The sequence below is a fragment of the uncultured Mobiluncus sp. genome (assembly GCF_947087965.1).
In the GTDB taxonomy this organism is placed as follows: Bacteria; Actinomycetota; Actinomycetes; order Actinomycetales; family Actinomycetaceae; genus Mobiluncus.
In genome coordinates, this window is the sequence record NZ_CAMUES010000008.1 from 114,241 (window position 1) to 135,238 (window position 20,998).

Below are 20,998 nucleotides of genomic sequence, written 5' to 3' on the forward strand. Positions count from 1 at the left end.
GCGAGGCGCTTGGTCCACCCAGAAAAAACCTTTCCGATAACTCCTAAAAGGAGTGAAAACTTGTGAATAACCTGCTTCGACTCATCGGGCGGCGATTGATTGCCTTGCCAATTATGGCAATTGGGGTCACGCTGCTTGTATTCTTCCTGATGGAGCTGTCGCCTCTGGATCCTGCTTGGATGGCTTTGGGTGACAACGCTTCAGACCCCGGCCAAGTAAAGGCTTTCAATGTTTCCCACGGATACGTCATCGACGACGGAAGCCCTACTGGCAAACCTATTCCCGTGCTGGTGCGCTACTTTAACTACCTGGTCGCTCTGTGTCACGGTGACTTCGGTATTTATGGCGTAGGCACGTCCCACCAAGTCACGGACCTGATTGCCCCGGCGTTGCCGGTGACTTTGCAGCTGACTTTCCTGGGTCTGTTTATCGCGGTACTGATTTCTTTCCCGCTGGGCGTTTTTGCTGCTATCTATCGTGATCGTTGGCCTGACCAGGTCATTCGCGTTTTGTCGGTTATCTTTATCGGCACCCCTAGCTTCTGGCTGGCGACCATGCTGGTGTTGTGGATTCTCGGTTCTTTCAAGGGGATTCTGCCAGTTTCTGGGCCGGTCCCGGGGTTCTTTGATGACTTTGGCGGGTGGCTGACCCGTATGTTACCCCCTGCAATAGCGCTGGCCACCCCCGTCATCGGTCAGATGACCAGGGTGGTGCGGACCTCGGTGGTCGAGGAACTCGATCGTGACTATGTGCGTACCGCGCTCGGCGCCGGAATCCCAAAGCCTATCGTTATCGGGCGTAACGTTTTGCGTAACGCTTTGATTACCCCGGTGACGGTCTTGGGTTTGCGGGTCGGCTATCTAATGGGTGGCGCGGTCGTTATCGAAATCATCTTTAACATGAGGGGCATGGGGCGCGTCCTCGTGGACGGCATCACCAAGAGTGAGGTTTCCATAGTCCAGGCCGCAGCCCTGGTGGTAGCTTTGGCGTTCATTGTGGTCAACATCATCGTGGACATGCTCTACCTGTTGATTAACCCCCGGATTAGGTCGGTGTAGTGCTATGACGAGTCAAACAAAGAAACTTGTTACCGCGGTTGAATCAGGGAAAAAGATTCGTTTCCGGCGCTGGAACAACATGTCGGTCAGTGCCCGGATTGCTGTCATTGTGTTGCTGGTACTGGCTCTCATCTCGGCCTTGGCTCCGCTGTTGGCTCCCTACTCTGCCAGCTTCGTTGATACCGACGCGATGGCGGCGGCGGTGAAGGCCACGCGCAGCAAGGAATCAGCTCCCAGTATGATTCACCTGTTCGGCACCGATTCGGCGGGGCGTGATGTATTGTCCCGGCTGCTGTTGGGCGGGAAATACTCCATGATTATCGGCTTGTCCGCAACCTTTATCGCCCTGGTTATCGGGGCTATTATCGGTTCGGTTGCGGCCGTGGTTCGCAAATGGATTTCGGAAGTCATCATGCGCATCATGGACATCATCATGGCTGTTCCCGGTATCGCTATGGCGGCGGTTATGGTTCTGGTCTTTAGCGGGATATTTCCTCCCGGCAATCAGGTTGGCCTGGTCACAGTCATCATTATCGCAATTGCTTTCGTTTATATTCCCCAGCTAGCTCGAATTGTGCGCGCTAACGTCATGTCCGCTTACGGCGAAGACTACGTGCGGGCTGTGATTGTTTCCGGCGCCAGAGCTCCCTGGATCTTGACAAAGCACGTGGTACGCAACACCGCGGCTCCGGTTCTGGTTTTTGCCACGGTGCTGGTGGCAGACGCTATCATCCTGGAAGCCTCCCTAACCTTCATCGGCACCGGCCTGAAGTCTAGCTTGGTTCCCACTTGGGGCAACGTCCTGTCTGATGCCTCCACAAACGGCTCCATCAACCATGGCGCCTGGTGGACCGCACTGTTCCCCGGCTTGCTCATCATGATCACCGTGCTGTGTCTGAACATTCTCTCAGAGGGCATCACGGACGCAATGGTGGCAGCCCCGGCTTCAGCTCCGGTAAAGGTGGAACAAAACACCGCCGACCGCGAAGCCGACGCCCTCCTGCTCGACCCGCGTCGCGCTTACCAAGAACAGGCCGAATCATTGCGCGCCCGCCTCGATGCGCTGCGCGAAGTCGAACAAAAGCGTCAAGACCGCATGCAGGACAACTTCACCGGTGAACCGCTACTGGAAGTGAAAGATTTGTGCATCAAGTTCCCGCGTCACGGCGACGTGAACGTGGTCGACCATGTATCTTTCGCCGTACGGCCTGGGGAAACGATGGGTCTGGTCGGGGAATCCGGCTGTGGCAAATCGATTACCGCCCTGACGATTATGGGCCTCATCGACCCGCGGGCAGAAATCTCTGGCGAAGCCTATTACCAGGGCAAAGACCTGTTCAAGATGACTCGGAAGGAACGTCACGCCCTGCTGGGTCACGAAATGGCCATGATTTACCAAGATGCCCTGTCCTCGTTGAACCCAGCGATGCTCATCCGGTCGCAAATGAAGCAGCTGACCAAACGTGGCGGCACCCGCAGCGCCGAGGAACTGTTGGAATTGGTGGGATTGGACCCGAAACGAACTTTGGATTCTTACCCGCACGAACTTTCCGGTGGACAACGCCAGCGTGTTCTGATTGCGATGGCTCTGACTCGTGACCCGCAGCTGGTTATCGCGGACGAGCCCACCACGGCACTGGACGTGACCGTGCAAAAGCAGGTCATCGACCTGTTGAACGAACTGCGTAACAAGCTCGGTTTCGCCATGATTTTTGTGTCTCACGATTTGGCTTTGGTGGCCGAAGTCGCCCACAAGATTACCGTCATGTACGCCGGTCAGGTGGTGGAACAGGCTCCTACCATCGAGCTGCTGGAGAATCCGACTCACGAGTACACTCGCGGCCTGTTGGGTGCGGTGCTCTCTATCGAGGCCGGTTCCGGGCGTCTGCACCAGGTTCCGGGGACCGTGCCTTCCCCACAGGACTTTACGGTGGGCGACCGGTTCGCGCCGCGTTCCTCGCACCCCGATTACGGCGCGGACATCCCGCTGGAGTTCGAGTTGGTCGGTCCCGAGCACGTCTATGCCGCCCTTCCCAATAAGGAAGGGGTCTATCAGCGTGCACCCCGATATGTTCCGAATGGAAAGGAGGAACAATCATGAGTGAGGCTTTACCTGCTGTAACAGATGCTCAGAGCCTGGTCTCTGACCCGGACACCCCCATCATCGAACTGAAAAACGTTGAAGTGACGTTCAAAGCTCGGACCGGTTCGCTCTTCCGCCCCAACCACGTCCACGCGGTGCAGGGAGTGAACATGAAGATTATGCCCGGCAAGGTGCTGGGTATTGTCGGCGAATCCGGTTGCGGTAAATCCACTACCGCCAATGTCATGTGCGGGCTGCAGGTTGCGACGAAGGGTCAGGTTTTCTTTATGGGCAAGGACGTTACCAAGCGCAGCGCCGCTCACCGGCGCCACATTGGTTCTGTCGTGTCCGTGGTGTTCCAAGACCCTGCAACCGCCTTGAATCCGCGAATGACAGTGCAGGATCAGCTAGCTGATCCGCTGCGTGTCCATAAGATTGGCACCGAAGAAACTCGGGACAAACGGGTGCGGGAATTGCTGGGGTTGGTAGGTTTGCCGCTGTCAGCTCTCAATGCCCTGCCCGGTCAGCTTTCCGGGGGGCAGCGGCAGCGTGTGGCTATCGCCCGTGCCCTGTCCCTGCACCCGAAAGCCATCATCGCTGACGAGCCCACGTCCGCCCTTGATGTTTCCGTGCGCGCCCAGATTCTGAACTTGCTGTCTGACCTTAAGAAAGAACTGGGGTTAGCGATGGTGTTTATTTCGCACGACATTCAAACGGTGCGCTACATTTCGGATCGCATCGCCGTGATGAACGCGGGCAAGGTGGTCGAGGAAGGCGACGCAGATACCCTTCTGAACCACCCATCGGATCCCTATACTCGCACGCTCTTGGGGGCCGCGCCGTCCCTGCTGCATCCGCAGTTGGATTGAATACTGACAGTCGGACCAAAACAGAGGAGAATGAGGTATGTCTAAAAAAATTAGCGGCATTGTCCCGCCCCTAACCATCCCGTTAAAGGACGGCGAACTCGATGTGCCTTCGTTGGAACGGCACATTAACCGCCTGATTGCAGCCGGTATCGATGGCTTGTTTGTGCTGGGGTCGTCGGGAGAAGTGGCGTTTTCTACCGATGAACGCCGCGGGCAAATCCTCTCTGAATCCAAACGTATCGTGGCCGGTAGACTCCCCATTATGGCGGGGGTTATCAGCACGGAGACGGAACGGGTCGTGGAGCACATTCGCCAAGCCGAAGACATCGGGGTCGATGCAGTGGTCGCTACCGCCCCGTTCTATGCCCTGCAAGGGGTGCGGGAGATTCGGCGGCACTTCGAAATCTTGCGAGAAAGCACGGACCTGCCCATTTGGGCATACGACATTCCCGCATGTGTCCACTGGAAGCTACCCAATGACCTGGTGATGGACCTGGGTAAAGCCGGAGTCCTCAGCGGGGTAAAGGATTCTTCCGGCGATGATGTCGGCTTCCGTTTCCTCTCTCGGTTGAACGCCGAGGCGGGACACCCGCTGCAGCTGCTTACCGGTCACGAGGTCGTGGTGGACGGGGCTTATCTGTCCGGTGCGGACGGCTGTGTGCCCGGCTTGGGCAACGTCGATCCGGACGGCTACGTGCGCCAGTGGAAAGCCGCCCTCGCTAAGGACTGGGAGACTGTCCGCAAGGAACAGGACCGGCTGGCAGATTTGATGACGATTGTCCAGGTCAAAGACGTGCAGGGCTTCGGTGCCGGCATCGGTGCGTTTAAGACTGCCTTGCAGCTACTGGGGGTATTTGAGTCTAATGAGATGCCTCGTCCCGTGGCGGCTTTGAGCGGAGAAAACGTAGAGCACGTGCGCCGCGTCCTGCAAAAAGTCGGATTGCTGTAGGAACCCAGCTATGACCACGGATTACGTCATCGCTATCGACCTCGGCGGCACGAAAATCGCTGCCGCCTTGGCGGATCGGGATGGCCATCTGAGCCTACCTTGCCGGACGGACACGCCCGCTCACGAGGGCGGTGCGGCCGTGGTCGGAGCGATTAACGCCTTGGTGGGTGAGGTCCGCTCGCAGGCTCACAAGGACGGCATCGACCGGATTGTGGGTGTGGGGATTGGATCAGCCGGGGTAGTCGACCTGGCGGGGCAGCGGATTATTGCCTCCACTGATGCGATTCGGGGCTGGGCCGGTACTGAGGTCGTATCGCTGGTGGAATCAGCGGTGAATCTGCCCGTCACTTTGGAAAACGATGTTAATGCTCATCTGCGCGGAGAAGCCTGGAAAGGTGCGGGAGCCGGGAAAAACTACGTTGCCATGATGGCGTTGGGGACCGGTATCGGCGGAGCCCTCATGGTTAACGGGGAAATTCTGGTCGGTCCGCACGGAACCGCTGGCGATTTCGGACACCTGCCAACTTTGCTGCCTACCAAACGGGCCTGTACCTGTGGACGCGGCGTGCCACATCTGGAAACCGTGGCATCGGGACCGGGGTTGTACGCCTGGTACTTGGAAAATGGTGGAGACCCGGCCGTCAGCGGCGCTCGTGAACTGGAAAAACGCGCTCTGTCAGGGGACGTGCTGGCTGCGCGCATTTATACGGAAGTAGCCGCGGAAACCGGGCGCGCTCTGGGATCTATCGTCAATACGGTTGACCCGGAAGTCATGATTGTCGGGGGAGGCCTGGCTAACAGCACGGACATCTGGTGGAAACCTCTACGGGCGGCTTACCAGGAACAGTTGGTGAACATTCTTCGTGAGGTGCCGCTGGTGAAAGCGACTTTGGGCAATGCGGCTGCCCTGGTAGGGGCCGCGAAAAAGATTTGGAACCGGGTGGACGGCTGAACTAACCCGGCGCGAGACTGCGCGCCAACTACGGAAGGGGAAATAAATGAATGCACAACGGCAAGCAGCGATTGACGCCATTAAGGGGCGGTTAATCGTCAGCTGTCAGGCATATCCGGGAGAGCCGATGCGGAGGTCTGATATCACCGCCGCTTTGGCGCAGTCAGTTGTGGCGGGAGGAGCTGCCGCGGTGCGCGTCCAGGGGATAGCGGACATTGTGGCGTGCCGTCAGGCGGTGGAAGTGCCGCTGATTGGACTCATTAAGTTTGGTCACGAGGGGGTTTACATCACGCCCTCGATTGCTCACGCACGTGCCTGTGCCTTGAGCGGCGCGGATGTCATCGCTATCGATGCCACTTTGCGTGAACGGGGGGAGGGCGAGACTTTCGCGGATGCGGTGAGCGCGATGCACGAGGAATTTCCCGGGGTGGCAATCATGGCTGACTGCGCGTCCGTTGAGGACGCGAAAGCAGCCGAACAGGCCGGAGCGGACCTCATCGGCACTACCCTTTCCGGCTATACTCCCGGATACCAATATGCCCGCGCCGCGACTGCGGGACCCGACTTCGATTTTATTGCGGCAGTCTGCCAGTCAGTCCACGCCCCAATCGTGGTGGAAGGCCGGATTCACAGCCCCCAAGACCTCGCCGAGGTTTACCAATACCCGATTCATGCGGCATGCGTAGGCACCGCCATCACTCACCCATGGCGTCTCACTGAATGGTATGTAGACAAACTGCCGAAAGCCTAGCTGCGGGGGCTGCCTGTCTCCATTCACGAGGAAGGCTGCTGGTGCAGGAACATACGGCTCACAATACTTGCGGACAAACTGAGAGGAAACTGGAACAACATGACAATCTATCGCGCAGACACGTTATTTGATGGTAACCAGGTCCTAGGACCCGGGGCAGTGCGGGTGGAAAACGACCGTATCGCTGAGGTTTTCAGCGGGCCGGCAGCCGCACAAGTCCGGGCGGACGTGGATTTTGGAGCAGCTATCCTCGCTCCTGGATTCGTGGACATTCACTCTCACGGCGGCGGGGGAGAGGCTTTCACTAATGGGGCTGAGGCAGCCCGTACCGTCATTGCCACCCACCGCCACGAGGGTACGACTTCCATCATGGCCAGCTTGGTCACGGACACGTTGGATCACTTGGAATCCCAGATTCGGGATTTGGCACCGCTCTATGACGCCGGCGAAATTTTGGGCGTCCACTTGGAGGGGCCGTGGATGGCAGAGGAATACAAGGGAGCCCATGACCCCAAGCTGCTGCGTGACCCGGCTTTGGACGAGGTCCAACGCTTGTGCCAGGCTGGTCCGGTGAAAATGGTGACCCTCGCTATTGAACGTCGCGGCGGGTTGGAGGCCGTTCGCTGGCTGGTGTCACGGGGAATCATTGCCGCTCCAGGACATATGAACGCCGACTACGACACGATGAAAGCTGCTCTGGCCAACGGGGCGCAGAACGTTACCCACCTGTTCAACGCGATGAAACCGATTCATCACCGCCAGCCGGGGCCGATTGTGGCCGCCTTGGAAACGCCGGGATTGCCGGTAGAAATCATCGCTGACGGCGTACATTCCCACCCCGCCACCGTGAAGTTCGTGTTTGATGCCAAGGGGCGGGACACAGTCTTGGTTACCGATGCGATGGCGGCCGCGGGCTCGCCGGACGGAGATTACCTGTTGGGGCCTCTGGAAGTCGAGGTTCGTGACGCGGTGGCACGTTTGAAATCTAATGGGTCCATTGCCGGCTCCACCCTAACCCTGTCCCGGGCCATACGTTTTGCAACTTATACCGCAGGAGTGGATATTTGGTTGGCGCTTCATGCCGCAACGGCTCGCCCCGCTGCCGTGTTGGGCGCAACAGATATTGGGGTGTTGGCGCCGGGGGCATATGCGGACTTGGTAGTTGAGTCGAGCGCCCTCCAAGTGCAACACGTGTTTCGCCGCGGTCAGCAGGTGCGTTGAGGTACGACTCGGAGCTTAGCCGGACAATCGAAAACAACGGAAGGTATTCTCATGGAAATCATTATTAAGCCAACGGCACAAGAATTGGCGCTGGTCGCCGCGGATGCCATCTGCGAGGTTTACGCGGACAATCCCGCTGCCGTGCTGGGGGTGGCGACGGGCTCCAGCCCGCTGCCGATTTATCAAGAACTTTCACGCCGGGTTCAGGCAGGGAGTCTGTCTCTAAGCCGTGCCCAGGCTTTCCAGCTCGATGAGTATGTGGGACTGCCTCAGGATCATCCCGAGGCGTACCACAACTTTATTCGTCGCGAGTTTGCCGATATCACGGATATAGACCCGAATGCGGTATATGGGGAAGACGGCCTGGCCGCCGACCTGTTAGCGGAGTGTCAGCGCTATGAACAGGCCATTGTTGATGCCGGCGGAATTGATATACAGATTTTGGGTATCGGAGCGGATGGGCATATTGCCTTCAATGAACCCGGCACTTCCCTGCATTCCTTGACGCACCCCGCGGTGTTGACCGCCCAAACCCGCAGCGACAACGCCCGATTCTTTGACGGAGACATTGACAAGGTGCCCACGCACGCGCTCACCCAAGGGGTGGGCACCATCTTGCGAGCGCAAAAAATTGTGCTGATTGCCACTGGCTCCAACAAGGCTGACGCGGTTCGGGACATGGTGGAGGGTCCGGTCTCTATCTCTTGCACCGGTTCGGCTTTACAGCTGCACAACAATGTTAAGGTGCTGCTGGATGAGGCCGCCGCCGCGAAGCTTGAGCGTCTGGATTTCTATCGCGAAATTTATGCCAATCGTCCCGAAGGGTCATGGCTGGGGCTGTAAACCAAGCAACATGCCAATGAACGCTCGCCGTGGAGCTGTTCAGGAATTCCAATTAGACTAAAAAGCGTGGAATTTTCTGAACTATTGCAGGCTCGCTACAGTGTGCGGGCCTATCTGGACAAACCCGTCGAACCTGAGGTTTTACAAGCCGTCTTGGACGATGCGCGCCACTGTGCCTCCTGGTCTAATACGCGCGGATACGTGTTGGCGGTAGCCACGGGGGAACGCCTGGAGCGAATCCGGGCGGACTATGCCAGCCGCGCCGAAACTGCCTCCGGGATGTTACGCAGACGGCCCGGTGCCTTCCTGCGGGCGCTACGGGAGGGCAAACTACCCAAAGCCGACTTTAAAACTTGGGGTGAATACCCTCCTGAACTGCGCAAACGTCAGGTTGCGAACGGGAAACGCTACTATGCCCACCTGGGGATTGAGCGCGGGGACGAATCCGGGCGAGCTCAGCAAGTGCGCCAAAATCTCGAATTGTTTCAGGCCCCGGTGGGGATTTTCGTGTTCGTCCACCGCGCGCTACTGCCCTTTTCCGCCCAGGATGCCGGGCTGATGCTGTCCACCCTCATGCTGTCGGCCGCGAATCGAGGGCTGGGAACCGTTGCCATTGGAACGCTCGCGACCTGGCGGACTCCTGTAGAAGCGGAGTTCCGTATCCCCAAAGACTACGGACTCATCACTGGGTTGGCATTGGGCTACCCCGACCCGGATGCTCAGATAAACGAGTATCGAGCCGAACACCCGCCGCTTACCCTTGCCGAGCCGCGCGACGTATGATGAAGTCAAGCTGCCACACGATTCCACTATCAGTTGGCGCCATCGATTCGTTTGCCCCTTTTCAATTTTTTATGCCATTGTCCAGCGGCAGAAACATTTGCTTCCACATCCCTGCGGATAAAAGAGGTGCTGGCTGTGGTTTGCGCTGGGGACACAAAGCTGGCCGGATAAACGTGTGCTGCCTAGAGCCATCCGGCGAGGATGAGCACCCCGAGCAGGATAAGCACACTCGGAAAGAGCACCGCCTCGAATCGTTCCAGAACCTCCGCGAGCCCTAAACGTCCGGTAATGAACCACGCCAGAGCCAACAGCGCACCCGCCAACACCAGAAACACCGCGCAGAACATAGCGACTTGCCACCAGGCCGACAAGGCAAAAACCGGCAGATAAACACCGATTTCGTCGCCTCCGTTCGCGATGGTGACCAGGGCGACCGCGCCAACACTGACGGGTTTACCTTCCAGCTTTGATTCGGCTGACTGTGCGTCCCTGGAATCGTTTGACTCCCGGCGTTCCAAAATTTCCCCAATACCAGCTTTCACTCCCAGAATCAGCGGTATCAGACCCAACAGATGCAACTGAGCTTCGGGAATGACGAAACCGGAAATCAGATTCAGGATCGCGGTGGCTGCCAAAATAGCGCTAAAACCGAGGTATTGACCTGCGCAGATACGCAACGTTGTGCCGGGGCGCTGGTGACCGTGGACAAACCATAAGGTCAGCAGCATCAAGTGGTCGATGTTAGTAACCGCAAAGAGCACCGACGCTTGGGCGAGAGTGGAAAGAATCAGGGAAGCGTTCACGTGTCAATTATCACCGAAAGGTGTTCAACCGATAAAGTCAACATCACCCCGCAGTAACCTACCGGCGACCGGCCGCACCGAACTTGTGCATCGGCCGAGGACGCCGAACCGCTCAATCGAGCCTGAGAGAGACACTAACGGTAGCGGAACTTCGAATTTTACAAACTTTTTTGCACCTTTTGCCTCGGAGCCCTAGACTGGAAAGCAATAAAAGCATGACGGAGGCGCAGCCGACATCATTAACTTCCACCAGGGCAGGGAATTCCTTTGGGAGGCCCGGAAGCGAAAGGGGAGGCTGCCGAGGACGCGAACCATTCCCAAGGGGAAGCGTCCGGGCGAGCGGACAATATCCGTTCGACTGTCGCTATTGCGGAGAGCTGTCATGACGCATACGCGCAAGGTATGGGGTCATGGAGCATGGCCCCTTTTTTGGTGCCATGTTCGAGCTTTCGAAAGTTGTTTGCAACGATTGAAAGGACTAATGATGAACAAGATACTGAGTGGTGCGGCCCTGCTGGCTGCGGCTTTTTCCCTCGCCGCGTGCGGGGCAGGTTCCGCGGCTGATAGCGCAGCTGGTGAAGGTGGGGCGATTCCTGGTCTGGAGGACGGTGTCTTCACCGTCGGTATGGAAGCTGCTTACGCTCCCTATAACTGGGCACAACCTGATAAATCTAACGACGCGGTGCCCATCAAAGATTCCGCCTTGTACGCCAATGGCTACGACGTGATGACCGCTAAACAGATTGCGGACGCCAACGGCTGGAAACTCGAAATTAAGCAGCTGGCGTGGGATTCCCTGATTCCGGCGGTGCAATCCGGTGAAATCGACGCCGCGATTGCGGGCCAGTCCATGACCAAGGAACGCGAGGAAACCGTGGACTTTGCCGGACCCTACCTCTATGCCCGTATCATCGTGCTGACCAAGGCTGATTCCAAGTTCGCCAACGCCAAGGGCTTGGCTGACCTGGCGGGAGGTCGGACCACCAGCCAGGCCGGCACCGTGTGGTACGACACCTTGATTCCTCAGATTCCGAACGTGAACCGCCAGTCCCCGGCTGATGACGCTCCGGCCATGTTGATGGCCTTGGAAACCGGCAAGGTCGATTATGTTGTCACCGATATGCCTACCGGTCAGGGTGCAGTTCAGGCCTACCCGGATATGAAGATTTTGGACTTCCCCGACGATGGCGACGACTTCCAAGTTTCGGATGAGGACATTAACATCGGCGTGTCCGTTAAAAAGGGCAACACCGCTCTGAAGGACGCCATCAACAAGGCCCTGTCCGGCAAGACAGCCGATGACTTCGATGCCATGATGGCCGATGCGGTAAAGATTCAGCCCCAAGAGGATTAATCCGCCAATCGCACTGGAACACGTCAGGAGAGAAAAATGCTGTGGACACTGTGGCAGGACATCATAACGCTGCTCAACAAGTACGGTGGCGTGTACTTGACAGGTATCGTCAACACGGTGCTCCTCGCCACTATCGCTACCTTGCTGGGCTGTGTGATCGGTTTTGCCTGCGGGATTTTGAACACGATTCCACATCCTCCAACCGATCCTCTGCCCAAGCGGGTGATTCTGGCGATTATCCGGGTCATCATTCGGATTTACGTGGAAGTTTTCCGTGGCACTCCGATGATCTTGCAGGCGGTGTTCATCTACTACGGTCTGCCCTACTTCACGAATAATGCGTTGCAGTTCCAGTCCATGTGGGGAGTGTCGATTTTCGTCGTCTCCATCAACACCGGCGCCTACATCGCGGAATCCGTGCGCGGGGGCATCATCAGTGTGGATCCTGGCCAAACCGAGGGAGCTAGGGCGATTGGCATGACCCACTTCCAGACCATGCTCTATGTCATCTTGCCCCAGGCTTTGCGCAACCTGTTGCCGCAAATCGGTAACAACTTCATCATCAACATCAAAGACACTTCGGTCATGTTCATCATCGGGTTCTCGGAGTTTTTCTCAGTTCACAAGATGGTGTCGGGTGCTGTTTTCAAGTACTTCCCTTCCGCTACCATCGAGATGGTGGGGTATTTGACGTTGACTCTGCTGTCCTCTTTCCTGTTGCGGAAACTGGAAAAGAAGATTGACGGTGACGATGCCTACGAACTGATACCCGGCGCCGGGGGCGAGGAACAGAGCGATTACGAACTCATGAACGAAGACCAACTTGTGATGGCCGCCGGAAACTACACCTTCCCTGACCCCGCCAAACGTCCGGCGCGAAAAGGAAAGCCCGCCAGCAAACCAGCATCAGACAAACCGGCACGCCCCGAGGGAGGACAGAACTCATGAGCGAAGCGAACACCGCGGTGAACACCAGCGACGAAATCATCACAGTCCGTCACCTCTCAAAGTCTTTCGGTACTCACGAGGTCCTGAAAGACATCGACTTTGCGGTGCGGCCGGGGGACGTGGCATCCATCATCGGGGCGTCCGGCTCCGGGAAATCGACCTTGCTGCGCTGCATCAATTTGTTGGAAACTCCTACCTCGGGCGAAATCCTCTATCACGGGACGAACATCTTGGACCATTCGATGAAAAAGGCGAAGTATCGGTCAAAAGTGGGGATGGTGTTTCAATCATTCAACCTGTTCAACAATATGACCGTGCTAAAGAACTGCATGATTGGTCAGATGAAAGTCCTGGGTCGGTCGCGCGAGGAGTCTCGGGAAAAGGCCTTGGAGTATCTGGATAAAGTCGGGATGAGTCCGTTCCTGAACGCAAAACCGCGGCAGTTGTCCGGCGGGCAAAAGCAGCGGGTGGCCATCTCTCGTGCTCTGGCGATGGATCCGGAAGTCCTACTGTTCGACGAACCGACCTCGGCGTTGGATCCGGAAATGGTCGGCGAAGTCATTGACGTCATTAAGAAGCTGGCCCAGGAAGGTATGACAATGTTGGTGGTGACCCACGAGATGGCTTTCGCCCGCACGGTCAGCAAGAACGTGGTATTTATGGCAGATGGGGTTATTGCTGAGCAAGGTCCCCCCGAGCAGCTGTTCCAGCACCCGCAGCGGGAACGGACTCGCGATTTCTTGGCGCGTTATCTCTGAATTCTCGTCATAGCAAGCCATCGGTAATTTTTTCGTAACAAAACCATTCCCTTATATACACTTCTGGAGTATAATTTTGTCATGGAACAGAAATTTATGGCCTTACGCGATTTGCGGCCCGGCGCGTTTTTGCGTCTGCGGCGTGGCGTACTGGGGCTGACTCAAGCTGAACTGGCGGGGATATCCGGAGTTCCCCCAGTCCCATATCAGTGCCTTTGAGAACCATAAGCGGCGCATCTCTGAAGCTGAGGAAACTGCTTTGGCGAAAGCGGTCAGCGTCCCGGCGCACACCTTGATGAGTATGAAGCGCCACGTGGTGCGCGGAATCTTTTCGCGGTACGGGTACGACGAGATTTTTATGTTTGGACCCGTCTCGACCGGTCAAGACGATGCGTTTACGCCGATAGATTTCCTGGTCAGCACCACGGAATCCCCGGGAATGCTGGATTTGGTGGGCTTGCAAAATGAACTTGAAAATGCGCTGAGCGCCACGGTCTACGTGTCCGTCGACACCGGCTGGGGCAACGCGAAAGTCGATCGATTTCCTCGTGAAGTCACGAAGCTCGATGAAAAATTGCAGTTCCAGCCCCTTCTGGTGGATTTATACCGAGCCGGGAATGTTTTTTCACCGCGCGAGATTGAAGAGTATCCATATTTTCAGAAGTGGGGATTCCCCAAGTCCTTCTTCCCCTACGATGTGTCCGCCGCCCGGTGGCGAGTAGATGACATGTCTCGGACGCTTGACGTGGGTATGGGCATCGCCTCCGGTGACCCAAAGGCCTTTGTAGAAAAGACTCCGGCGGGGGTGCAGTCACGTTTCGCGGCTTATCACTCTATTGCGGTGCTGGTTGAATCGGCGGCCAAAATTCATTCCGATGTCAAGGAAGCCAACCCCGGCATTCCGTGGGCAATCCTCAGTGGACTGCGCTACCGGCTTCTGCAAACCGCCGATGAACTCGACGCAAGTATTGCTTGGACCACTTTGCGTGAGGATTTCCCCCAAATTCTCGATGCTCTGGGCTCTGTGACATACCCTGGTAGCGGTACCGAGGCGACTGCGTAAGTGGAAGATAACGCCCGTGCGCGCGATTTTTTACAGCGGCGCGCTGTCGAAGAACACGTCACGCTGCCGCCCCTGCTGAAAACCCCACGCACCTGGCGCTGGCCGCTGCGCAGTCCCCAGGGTGAACCTGACGTTTACCCCGCTGACCCTCGCCGCTATGCCCGAAAACTCGTTGGTTCTATGTTTGGCGTGCTCGCGCTCGGTTCCCTGGTGACAGGGCTGAACTATGCGGTGTCGGTCAGCGTGCCCTGGGCGCTGGGAATGGTGCTGGACGCGGGGCTAGAACACGGTTTTACCAGGGAAATCTGGACTCGGTTGGTGGTTCTCGGCCTGGTTATCCTGGGTGTGGCGGTGACCCAAATGGCGGGACAGCTCACGGAGATTGCAGTCCAGATGACCGCGGTGGCGACTCCCGCGCGGGTAGCCGGTCGAAAGTTAGCCCTGGATGGGCGCGCTGTGAACCGGGAACTGGAATCTGGTGATGTAGTCACTTCGATGCTCACTGATGTGGACCGGATTGGCCGAGCGGCACTGTGGATTCCCGAAATGGTGGGCGCTATTCTCTCTGCCATCATGATTCTGGTCATCATGTTTCGCACCTCACCGCCCCTGGCCTGGACAGTGCTGATTGGGTTGCCCATCGTCACCCTGCTGATAGGGCTGTTGAGCAAACCGCTGCAGCGGCGACAAACCGAGAACCGGGATGAGCAGGGCAAGCTCACGGAAATCTCAGCTGACGCGGTGGCGGGGCTGCGGGTTTTGCGCGGTATCGGCGGCGAGGACGTGTTCGGGCTTCACTATCAGCGGCAATCGGCTCGGGTGCGTGACGCCGGGATTCGAGTCGCTCTACCCGCGGCGCTGCTGGGCGTGTTGCGTTCGGTCATACCCATGCTGTTCACCGCCCTAGTGGTGGGCATCGGGGCGATACTGTACTTTCACGATGAACTGTCGGTCGGCAGTTTGGTCGCGTTCTTTGGGTTTTCACAGTTCTTGCGAAACCCCATCGTGGTCGCCACCCGGTCGTTGGAAGAATTCACCAGAGCATGGGTCGGGGTTCGCAAACTCGCGCGTATTCAAGGCGTAACCTCCCTGGTGGACGAGGATTTAGCGACGGTTTCCGCGGACGTGCCGCGCCAAAATGCCTCATCGCAATCACAGTGGCGGGAAACGGATTTTGCTCTGGCCCAGCTCACCGACACGGTCAGCGAGGTGACGGTGGAGCCGGGCTTGATTACCGGCCTGGTCTGCGCCAATCCTGACGCCAGCGCAGCGATAGCCCGGCGCCTGGCGCGCCAAGAGGACGGCGCGCAACCGACCCTTCTGATTGATGGAACTGACGCGAGGACGCTACCCCTCGACCTGGTGCGCCGCGCCATCATCCTGTCAGACACCGACCCGCAGCTGTTTGCCGGCACCTTGCGAGACCAGGTGCGCGGAGCCAATACGCCGGCGCCGCGCGACCGAGGGGTGCGCGAACTGGTGTGGCGCGACGTTATCGAGAACGCGACCCGGCAGGAGGACTCGCTCATTGTTCCCGAAGTTGATGAGCGCGATTCGCAATGGTTGGCCGCGCTACACGTGGCAGATGCCGATGATGTGGTGGAATCCGTCAACGGCGGCCTGGACGGAGCGGTGGCAGAAAAAGGGCGCACTCTCTCCGGCGGTCAGCGCCAGCGTGTCGCCCTAGCTCGCGCGGTAGCCGCCAATCCGGCGGTACTGGTCACTATTGAGCCGACTTCCGCGGTAGATTCGCACACGGAATCGCGGGTCGCCCAGCGTTTGGCACAAGCGCGGCACGGGAAAACCACCGTCATCGTCTCGGCGTCAGTGCTGGTGCTGGAGCATTGTGACGAAGTCATTGTGCTCGACGACGCGGGCCGGGAAATCGTCCGCGGCTCGCACCGGAAGCTTCGGGAAAAAGCTCGGTCGGGAGACCCCGCGGCCACGCCGTACCTGGCAATCATCAACCGCTCGGTGCAAAGCGGGGGTGAACCGTCATGAAACTGCCTTTGGCCAGCGGAAAACTGGTGATGCGAGGGGTCAAAGACCTGATTCACGACTATCGCGGCGCGATTGGGTCAGTAGTGGGGCTGCAGCTGGTGTCATCCCTGGCGGGAGTGACCCTCCCGTGGCTGCTGGGGCGCGTCATTGATCGTATTCAAGCCGGGGCGGCCAGCCGTGACTGGGTCGGTCAACAGATGGTGATTGCCCTGGTAGTGGTGGCAGTGGCGGCGATATTTTCGTTCCTGGCGGAATACCGCGCCCGGGTGATGGGTGAGCGGATTTTTGCTCACCTGCGTGACGGCTTGGTCGACTCTGTCATTCACCTGCCTCTGTCGACCGTGGAAAGTGCGGGCACCGGGGACTTGGTGGGGCGCACCACGCGAGACATTGAACGCCTGCAATTCATGATTCGCCAGGGAATCGCGGCGATTCTGATGATTACCACAACGTTGGTGGTGACGTTTGTGGCGGCGTTTCTGACTTCCCCGCAATTGGCATTTGTGCTGCTCATTGGACCGCTGGGGGTGTGGCCGCTGATGGCGTGGTATTTACCGCGGACCGTTCCCGCCTATCGGTCCTCAGCCCGGTCTTGGGCGGATCTGTCCGGTTCGGTAGCGGAAACTCTGGATCAGGCAGACACGGTGGACGCTCTGGGGCTGTCAGGGAAACGGATTGCTCAGCTCGATGTCATTATTCGCGAAATCTGGCGTCAGGAGCGCTACAGTACCTGGATGCGTTCCTGGTTGTTCCTGGGAATTGTGTGCGCGACCCTGTCTCCGCTGATAGTTATCGTGTTGCTGGGAGCCTGGTTGGTGCCCAGCGGAGCCTTGACCATCGGGGCTGTTTCTACGATTGCGCTCTATGCCTATCAAGTGCGCGGACCGGTGTGGGAGGCGACTTTTTGGGTAGACGTTTCCATGGAGGCTTACACGTCTCTGGCCCGGATTTTTGGTGTCGCACAAGTCGAGCCGGACCGGGAGGTCAACGCCCACGCGCCCGCCGGTGCGCCCGCGATAGTGGCTCGGGACGTTAGCTACGCCTACCACGCGGGGCAAAATGTGCTGCACGAAGTGTCTCTGGAACTTCGAGTGGGTGAAACGTTGGCGATTGTCGGCCCCTCGGGTGCCGGTAAGTCAACTTTTGGGCGAATGCTGGCAGGCATTCACCCGCCCACCAGCGGGTCCGTGACGGTCGGGGGAGTGCGGCTGGTGGACTTGCCCGAAAGCGAACTGCACCAGCAAGTCGCTTTGGTCACGCAAGAACAGCACGTGTTTACCGGAACTATTGCCTCCAACCTGCGTCTGGCGCGGCCCGACGCAAGTGATGAGGAATTGTGGGCGGTACTCGACGCGGTGGGTGTGGACTGGGTTCGCGGACTGGGCGGTACCGGGAGCCAGACCTCTGGCGTATCATCCGGTCCGGAAGGGAAATCCCCGGCAGAAACGGAAAAAATCGGGCTGTATGCGGAAGTCGGCGGCGCTGGAAGGAAGCTGAACCCGGCGCAGGTACAGCAGCTTGCCCTGGCGCGAATCGTACTGTTGAACCCCCACACTTTGGTGCTGGACGAAGCAACTTCTCTGATGGATCCCTCCGCGGCCCGGTCGCTGGAACAATCGTTGTCGCGAGTGTTGGCAGGACGTAGCGTCATCGCCATCGCCCACCGGCTCTATACCGCCCACGATGCTGACCGAGTGGCAGTCATGATGGACGGGAGAATCGTGGAATTGGGCACGCACGATGAACTCGTGGCGACCGGGGGCGAATATGCTTCGCTGTGGGAGTCTTGGCAGCAAGACTAGAGGCCGAAACTATCCCAGAAAACGGGTTTCGATGCGTTCCTCTATGACTTCGCCATTGTCTTTCGTCACGACCCAAGCCGACTTTCCCTCTACTTCGCTGACCGCTTCGGCCAGCTCGGTGCCGCGGTAAACCAAACCCACATTGTTATCGGTGCAATAGGTTTTACCCAAGACACCCTCGGCTACCAGGCGATGCACCGTGGGGCGGCGGCGCTTTTCAACATCGTAATGTACGCCGTTGTCGTAGGGAATCAAGCCCAGACCGTTGGTGACGGCGCGAAGTTCGGGCCCGAAAGAATCGGTGGTGCCGCCACGATGCCAACAGATAGAACCGGCTGAGACTCCGGCCAAGACAACGCCGGCTTCCCAAACGCGGCGGAAAATTTGGTCTAGGCCGTGGACTCGCCACACTGCCAGCAGATTTGCCACCGAACCCCCGTCAACCCACACGGCGTCTTGTTCCAGGAGGTAGCCTTCGATATCCTCCACGTTGGGCATGACGAACAGTTGTAGCGGGTTCAGTTCCACTCCTGCCAGGCGGGCTGCTTCGTAACGCTGGGCTAGCCGGTAGTGTTGGTCGCCGGCCGCGGTATCCAGGTAGCCAAGTTTCGGTTTGGAACGGGTGGTGCCGGACAGTTCGAGGGAATACATCACCAGGTGGTTGAACTCGGTAAAGATTCGTTCTCCGTTTTTGTATCCACCGGAGGTTGCCAAAATAGTTGGGGTTTTGTTCATAGGGACCATCCTAGTCGGGGGAGTCGCGTGAATCATCCGCGGCGTGTGATTTCAGGTGTTTGGCCGGTAACGCGGCCCGGTCTGGCATAGGATTAAGCCGGGAAGCAGAGGTAACAGAGGTGCTGGAACACGGAACTCTCCGTTTATATTGCCTGGGTTACCAAAGATATACTATACCGAAAATTGGAATATAAAATGAATGAAGGTAGAAACTTGCATATAGCGGTCAACGTGGCGGGCAGCGAGGTTGGCGGGGGCCTAGGGCGAGCCCGGACTATGGCGGTGGCAACACTCAACGCCGCCGATGAAATCGTGGAGTGGCAGGAGTTCCCAGTCGGTTGGGACGTCTTGCACGAGCAAGGGCCGCACGGCAGCCTGCACGCTCAGATTGTGGGCTTTATGCGCGACCATGACATTGCGGCCGTGGTCAGCGGACACATGGGACCCCCGATGGTCAACACCATGATGAAACTCGGTGTTTTGCCCCTATCTGCGGCTGGCGAGGCGCGCAGCGCCGTTAGAGATGCCGCTAAACGGGTGCGCTGTGTTGATGGCCTTGCCGCCGAAGCCCCGGATGAAGACGGCCTCGGTGGGAATAAATGGATTCTCCCCGTGATTCCGTCTTAGTGTTCAGAGGTTTTGACAATTTCGATGACGAGGGAACAGGCAAGTGGGAACCGACAATACATCAGACGTAGTGGATCTCATTCTAGAGCTACAGGCTATCGGCCAGTCCGGAGAGTTCTACGGTCATGACGACTATGACCGGGATCGAGCGACCCGTACGCGTGAACTGGCGGCGGAACTCTTGGCACGCCTGACTGGCAGTAATCCCGAACAGGCACGAGACGTGCTGCTGGAGGACTACGGATACCGCACGCCGAAAGTTGATTCGCGCGCCGTTATTTTCGGTGATGGCTCGGGGTGTCCGGGTGCGGACGGAGACAAGATTCTGCTGGTGCATGAAGGCTTGGACGGGCGCTGGTCTCTGCCGGGAGGCTGGATTGACGAGGGGCTAAGTGTGCGGGAAAACACCATCAAGGAGGCTTACGAGGAATCCGGAATGCAGGTGAAAACCGACAGATTGCTGGCGGTAATCGATAAGCGCAAACATAATCCCAGCAAAGGTATATTTCATGTTTACACCTTCTTTGTGGAATGTACCTTGCTGGGCGGGGACTTTACAGAGAACCTCGAAACCACCGAGATTGGCTGGTTTGGGCTCGATGAGCTGCCGGAAATGTCTCTGGGCAAAACCACGCCCGAACAGGTCGCGATGTGCCTGAAAGCGCATCGCAATCCAAACTGGCAGGTCATTTTCGACTGAGCCGGGAGGACTGTTGAATTTTAAAAATCGTGAAAAGTCGGGCATAATGGAACGTTGTACTGGGCTTTGGTCGCCGCCCTCTCGTGGCCACGGCCCCGGATTTTGAGCAAAACAAGGCTTTGGTGTTTTCCCTACCTGGGGTTTTGTGCGCTCGCGACATGAATTACAAGGAGAGTCACAACAGTGGCAGTACGTATTCGTTTGAAGCGAATTGGCAAGATTCACCACCCCATTTACCGGGTGGTCGTGGTCGACAGCCGCAAGAAGCGCGACGGTCGTGTTATCGAGGAGGTCGGCAAGTACGACCCCAATCAGCAGCCGTCTTTAATTGAACTGAACTCGGAGCGCATCCAGTACTGGCTGGGTGTAGGGGCTCAGCCGTCCGACGCGGTGCACCGTTTCCTGGTGCTTTCCGGCGATTGGGCGACGTTCAAGGGCGCCAAGGTTGTTGAGAACCGCATCCAGGTTAAGGACGCTGGAGCCGATGTGGAGGCCGCGGTGAAGGCTGCGGACGACGCCGCGGAAAGGGCGAAGGCAAAGAAGGCCGAAGCCGAAGCCAAGGCCAAGAAGGAAGCCGAAGAGGCCGCGAAGGCTGCAGAAGCCGAGGCGGAAGAAAAGGCTGAGGAAGCTCCCGCTGAGGAAGCTCCCGCTGAGGAAGCCCCGGCGGAAGAAACTTCGGAAGCGGCAGAATAATGTCG

General features: G+C 58.0%; 21 protein-coding genes and 1 riboswitch. Of the genes, 19 read left to right on the top strand and 2 right to left on the bottom strand.

Going from position 1 to position 20,998, the window contains the following annotated elements:
• Positions 1 to 62: 62 nt before the first annotated feature.
• The 9 genes from Q0V70_RS08775 (at position 63) to Q0V70_RS08815 (ending at position 9,509) form a co-directional block, all read left to right on the top strand.
• Complete coding sequence (locus tag Q0V70_RS08775) at positions 63 to 1,058, top strand: ABC transporter permease (protein ID WP_297590848.1); 996 nt, start codon at positions 63 to 65, stop codon at positions 1,056 to 1,058.
• A 4-nt stretch (positions 1,059 to 1,062) separates the two neighbouring features.
• Complete coding sequence (locus tag Q0V70_RS08780; RefSeq protein ID WP_297590850.1) at positions 1,063 to 3,159, top strand: dipeptide/oligopeptide/nickel ABC transporter permease/ATP-binding protein; 2,097 nt, start codon at positions 1,063 to 1,065, stop codon at positions 3,157 to 3,159.
• Positions 3,156 to 4,010, top strand: coding sequence for an ABC transporter ATP-binding protein (locus Q0V70_RS08785; RefSeq protein WP_297590853.1), 855 nt, complete (start codon positions 3,156 to 3,158; stop codon positions 4,008 to 4,010). The genes Q0V70_RS08780 and Q0V70_RS08785 overlap by 4 nt, the downstream gene beginning before the upstream one ends.
• Positions 4,011 to 4,047: 37 nt before the next feature.
• Positions 4,048 to 4,959, top strand: coding sequence for a dihydrodipicolinate synthase family protein (locus Q0V70_RS08790; RefSeq protein WP_297590855.1), 912 nt, complete (start codon positions 4,048 to 4,050; stop codon positions 4,957 to 4,959).
• 10 nt (positions 4,960 to 4,969) lie between these two features.
• A complete protein-coding gene (locus tag Q0V70_RS08795; protein WP_297590858.1) occupies positions 4,970 to 5,911 on the top strand; it encodes an ROK family protein in 942 nt (313 codons plus the stop codon).
• A 46-nt stretch (positions 5,912 to 5,957) separates the two neighbouring features.
• Positions 5,958 to 6,662 carry an N-acetylmannosamine-6-phosphate 2-epimerase gene (locus tag Q0V70_RS08800; protein ID WP_297590861.1) on the top strand — a complete coding sequence of 235 codons (705 nt, stop codon included), beginning with the start codon at positions 5,958 to 5,960 and terminating at the stop codon, positions 6,660 to 6,662.
• 99 nt (positions 6,663 to 6,761) lie between these two features.
• Positions 6,762 to 7,883 (top strand): N-acetylglucosamine-6-phosphate deacetylase, encoded by a 1,122-nt coding sequence (gene nagA / locus Q0V70_RS08805; RefSeq protein ID WP_297590864.1) that lies wholly within the window; start codon positions 6,762 to 6,764, stop codon positions 7,881 to 7,883.
• A gap of 51 nt (positions 7,884 to 7,934) precedes the next feature.
• The gene (gene nagB / locus Q0V70_RS08810) at positions 7,935 to 8,726 is read left to right on the top strand and encodes a glucosamine-6-phosphate deaminase (protein ID WP_297590866.1); all 792 of its coding nucleotides are present in this window, start codon (positions 7,935 to 7,937) and stop codon (positions 8,724 to 8,726) included.
• A 66-nt stretch (positions 8,727 to 8,792) separates the two neighbouring features.
• Positions 8,793 to 9,509, top strand: coding sequence for a nitroreductase (locus tag Q0V70_RS08815; RefSeq protein ID WP_297590870.1), 717 nt, complete (start codon positions 8,793 to 8,795; stop codon positions 9,507 to 9,509).
• 182 nt (positions 9,510 to 9,691) lie between these two features.
• On the opposite strand, the gene Q0V70_RS08820 is transcribed toward Q0V70_RS08815, so the two are convergent.
• Positions 9,692 to 10,312: a cadmium resistance transporter gene (locus Q0V70_RS08820; protein ID WP_297590871.1), complete on the bottom strand. Its 621-nt coding sequence runs from the start codon at positions 10,310 to 10,312 to the stop codon at positions 9,692 to 9,694.
• A gap of 211 nt (positions 10,313 to 10,523) precedes the next feature.
• Positions 10,524 to 10,700: riboswitch (Lysine riboswitch) on the top strand.
• 93 nt (positions 10,701 to 10,793) lie between these two features.
• On the opposite strand from Q0V70_RS08820, the gene Q0V70_RS08825 reads away from it, so the two are divergent.
• From Q0V70_RS08825 to Q0V70_RS08855, 7 genes are all read left to right on the top strand, one after another.
• Positions 10,794 to 11,666 carry a transporter substrate-binding domain-containing protein gene (locus Q0V70_RS08825; RefSeq protein ID WP_297590872.1) on the top strand — a complete coding sequence of 291 codons (873 nt, stop codon included), beginning with the start codon at positions 10,794 to 10,796 and terminating at the stop codon, positions 11,664 to 11,666.
• A gap of 36 nt (positions 11,667 to 11,702) precedes the next feature.
• On the top strand, positions 11,703 to 12,614 hold the full coding sequence (locus Q0V70_RS08830) for an amino acid ABC transporter permease (protein ID WP_297590873.1): 912 nt from the start codon (positions 11,703 to 11,705) through the stop codon (positions 12,612 to 12,614).
• Positions 12,611 to 13,372 (top strand): amino acid ABC transporter ATP-binding protein, encoded by a 762-nt coding sequence (locus tag Q0V70_RS08835; protein ID WP_297590874.1) that lies wholly within the window; start codon positions 12,611 to 12,613, stop codon positions 13,370 to 13,372. The genes Q0V70_RS08830 and Q0V70_RS08835 overlap by 4 nt, the downstream gene beginning before the upstream one ends.
• Before the next feature lie 81 nt (positions 13,373 to 13,453).
• The gene (locus Q0V70_RS08840) at positions 13,454 to 13,591 is read left to right on the top strand and encodes a hypothetical protein (protein WP_297590875.1); all 138 of its coding nucleotides are present in this window, start codon (positions 13,454 to 13,456) and stop codon (positions 13,589 to 13,591) included.
• Positions 13,592 to 13,631: 40 nt separating this feature from the next.
• Positions 13,632 to 14,435 (top strand): HepT-like ribonuclease domain-containing protein, encoded by an 804-nt coding sequence (locus Q0V70_RS08845; protein ID WP_297590877.1) that lies wholly within the window; start codon positions 13,632 to 13,634, stop codon positions 14,433 to 14,435.
• The gene (locus Q0V70_RS08850) at positions 14,436 to 16,436 is read left to right on the top strand and encodes an ABC transporter ATP-binding protein (protein WP_297590879.1); all 2,001 of its coding nucleotides are present in this window, start codon (positions 14,436 to 14,438) and stop codon (positions 16,434 to 16,436) included.
• The gene (locus Q0V70_RS08855) at positions 16,433 to 18,238 is read left to right on the top strand and encodes an ABC transporter ATP-binding protein (protein ID WP_297590881.1); all 1,806 of its coding nucleotides are present in this window, start codon (positions 16,433 to 16,435) and stop codon (positions 18,236 to 18,238) included. Before Q0V70_RS08850 ends, Q0V70_RS08855 begins: the two co-directional genes overlap by 4 nt.
• Before the next feature lie 9 nt (positions 18,239 to 18,247).
• Here Q0V70_RS08855 and Q0V70_RS08860 read toward each other — a convergent pair whose 3' ends face one another.
• Complete coding sequence (locus Q0V70_RS08860; RefSeq protein WP_297590884.1) at positions 18,248 to 18,973, bottom strand: peptidase E; 726 nt, start codon at positions 18,971 to 18,973, stop codon at positions 18,248 to 18,250.
• A 195-nt stretch (positions 18,974 to 19,168) separates the two neighbouring features.
• Between Q0V70_RS08860 and Q0V70_RS08865 the strand changes: the two genes are divergently transcribed.
• The 3 genes from Q0V70_RS08865 (at position 19,169) to rpsP (ending at position 20,993) form a co-directional block, all read left to right on the top strand.
• Positions 19,169 to 19,600: a NifB/NifX family molybdenum-iron cluster-binding protein gene (locus tag Q0V70_RS08865; protein ID WP_297590887.1), complete on the top strand. Its 432-nt coding sequence runs from the start codon at positions 19,169 to 19,171 to the stop codon at positions 19,598 to 19,600.
• Between the two features lie 43 nt (positions 19,601 to 19,643).
• Positions 19,644 to 20,300 (top strand): NUDIX hydrolase N-terminal domain-containing protein, encoded by a 657-nt coding sequence (locus tag Q0V70_RS08870; protein WP_297590890.1) that lies wholly within the window; start codon positions 19,644 to 19,646, stop codon positions 20,298 to 20,300.
• A 183-nt stretch (positions 20,301 to 20,483) separates the two neighbouring features.
• Positions 20,484 to 20,993, top strand: a complete 510-nt coding sequence (rpsP, locus tag Q0V70_RS08875) for a 30S ribosomal protein S16 (protein WP_297590892.1) — start codon at positions 20,484 to 20,486, stop codon at positions 20,991 to 20,993.
• Positions 20,994 to 20,998 lie beyond the last annotated feature (5 nt).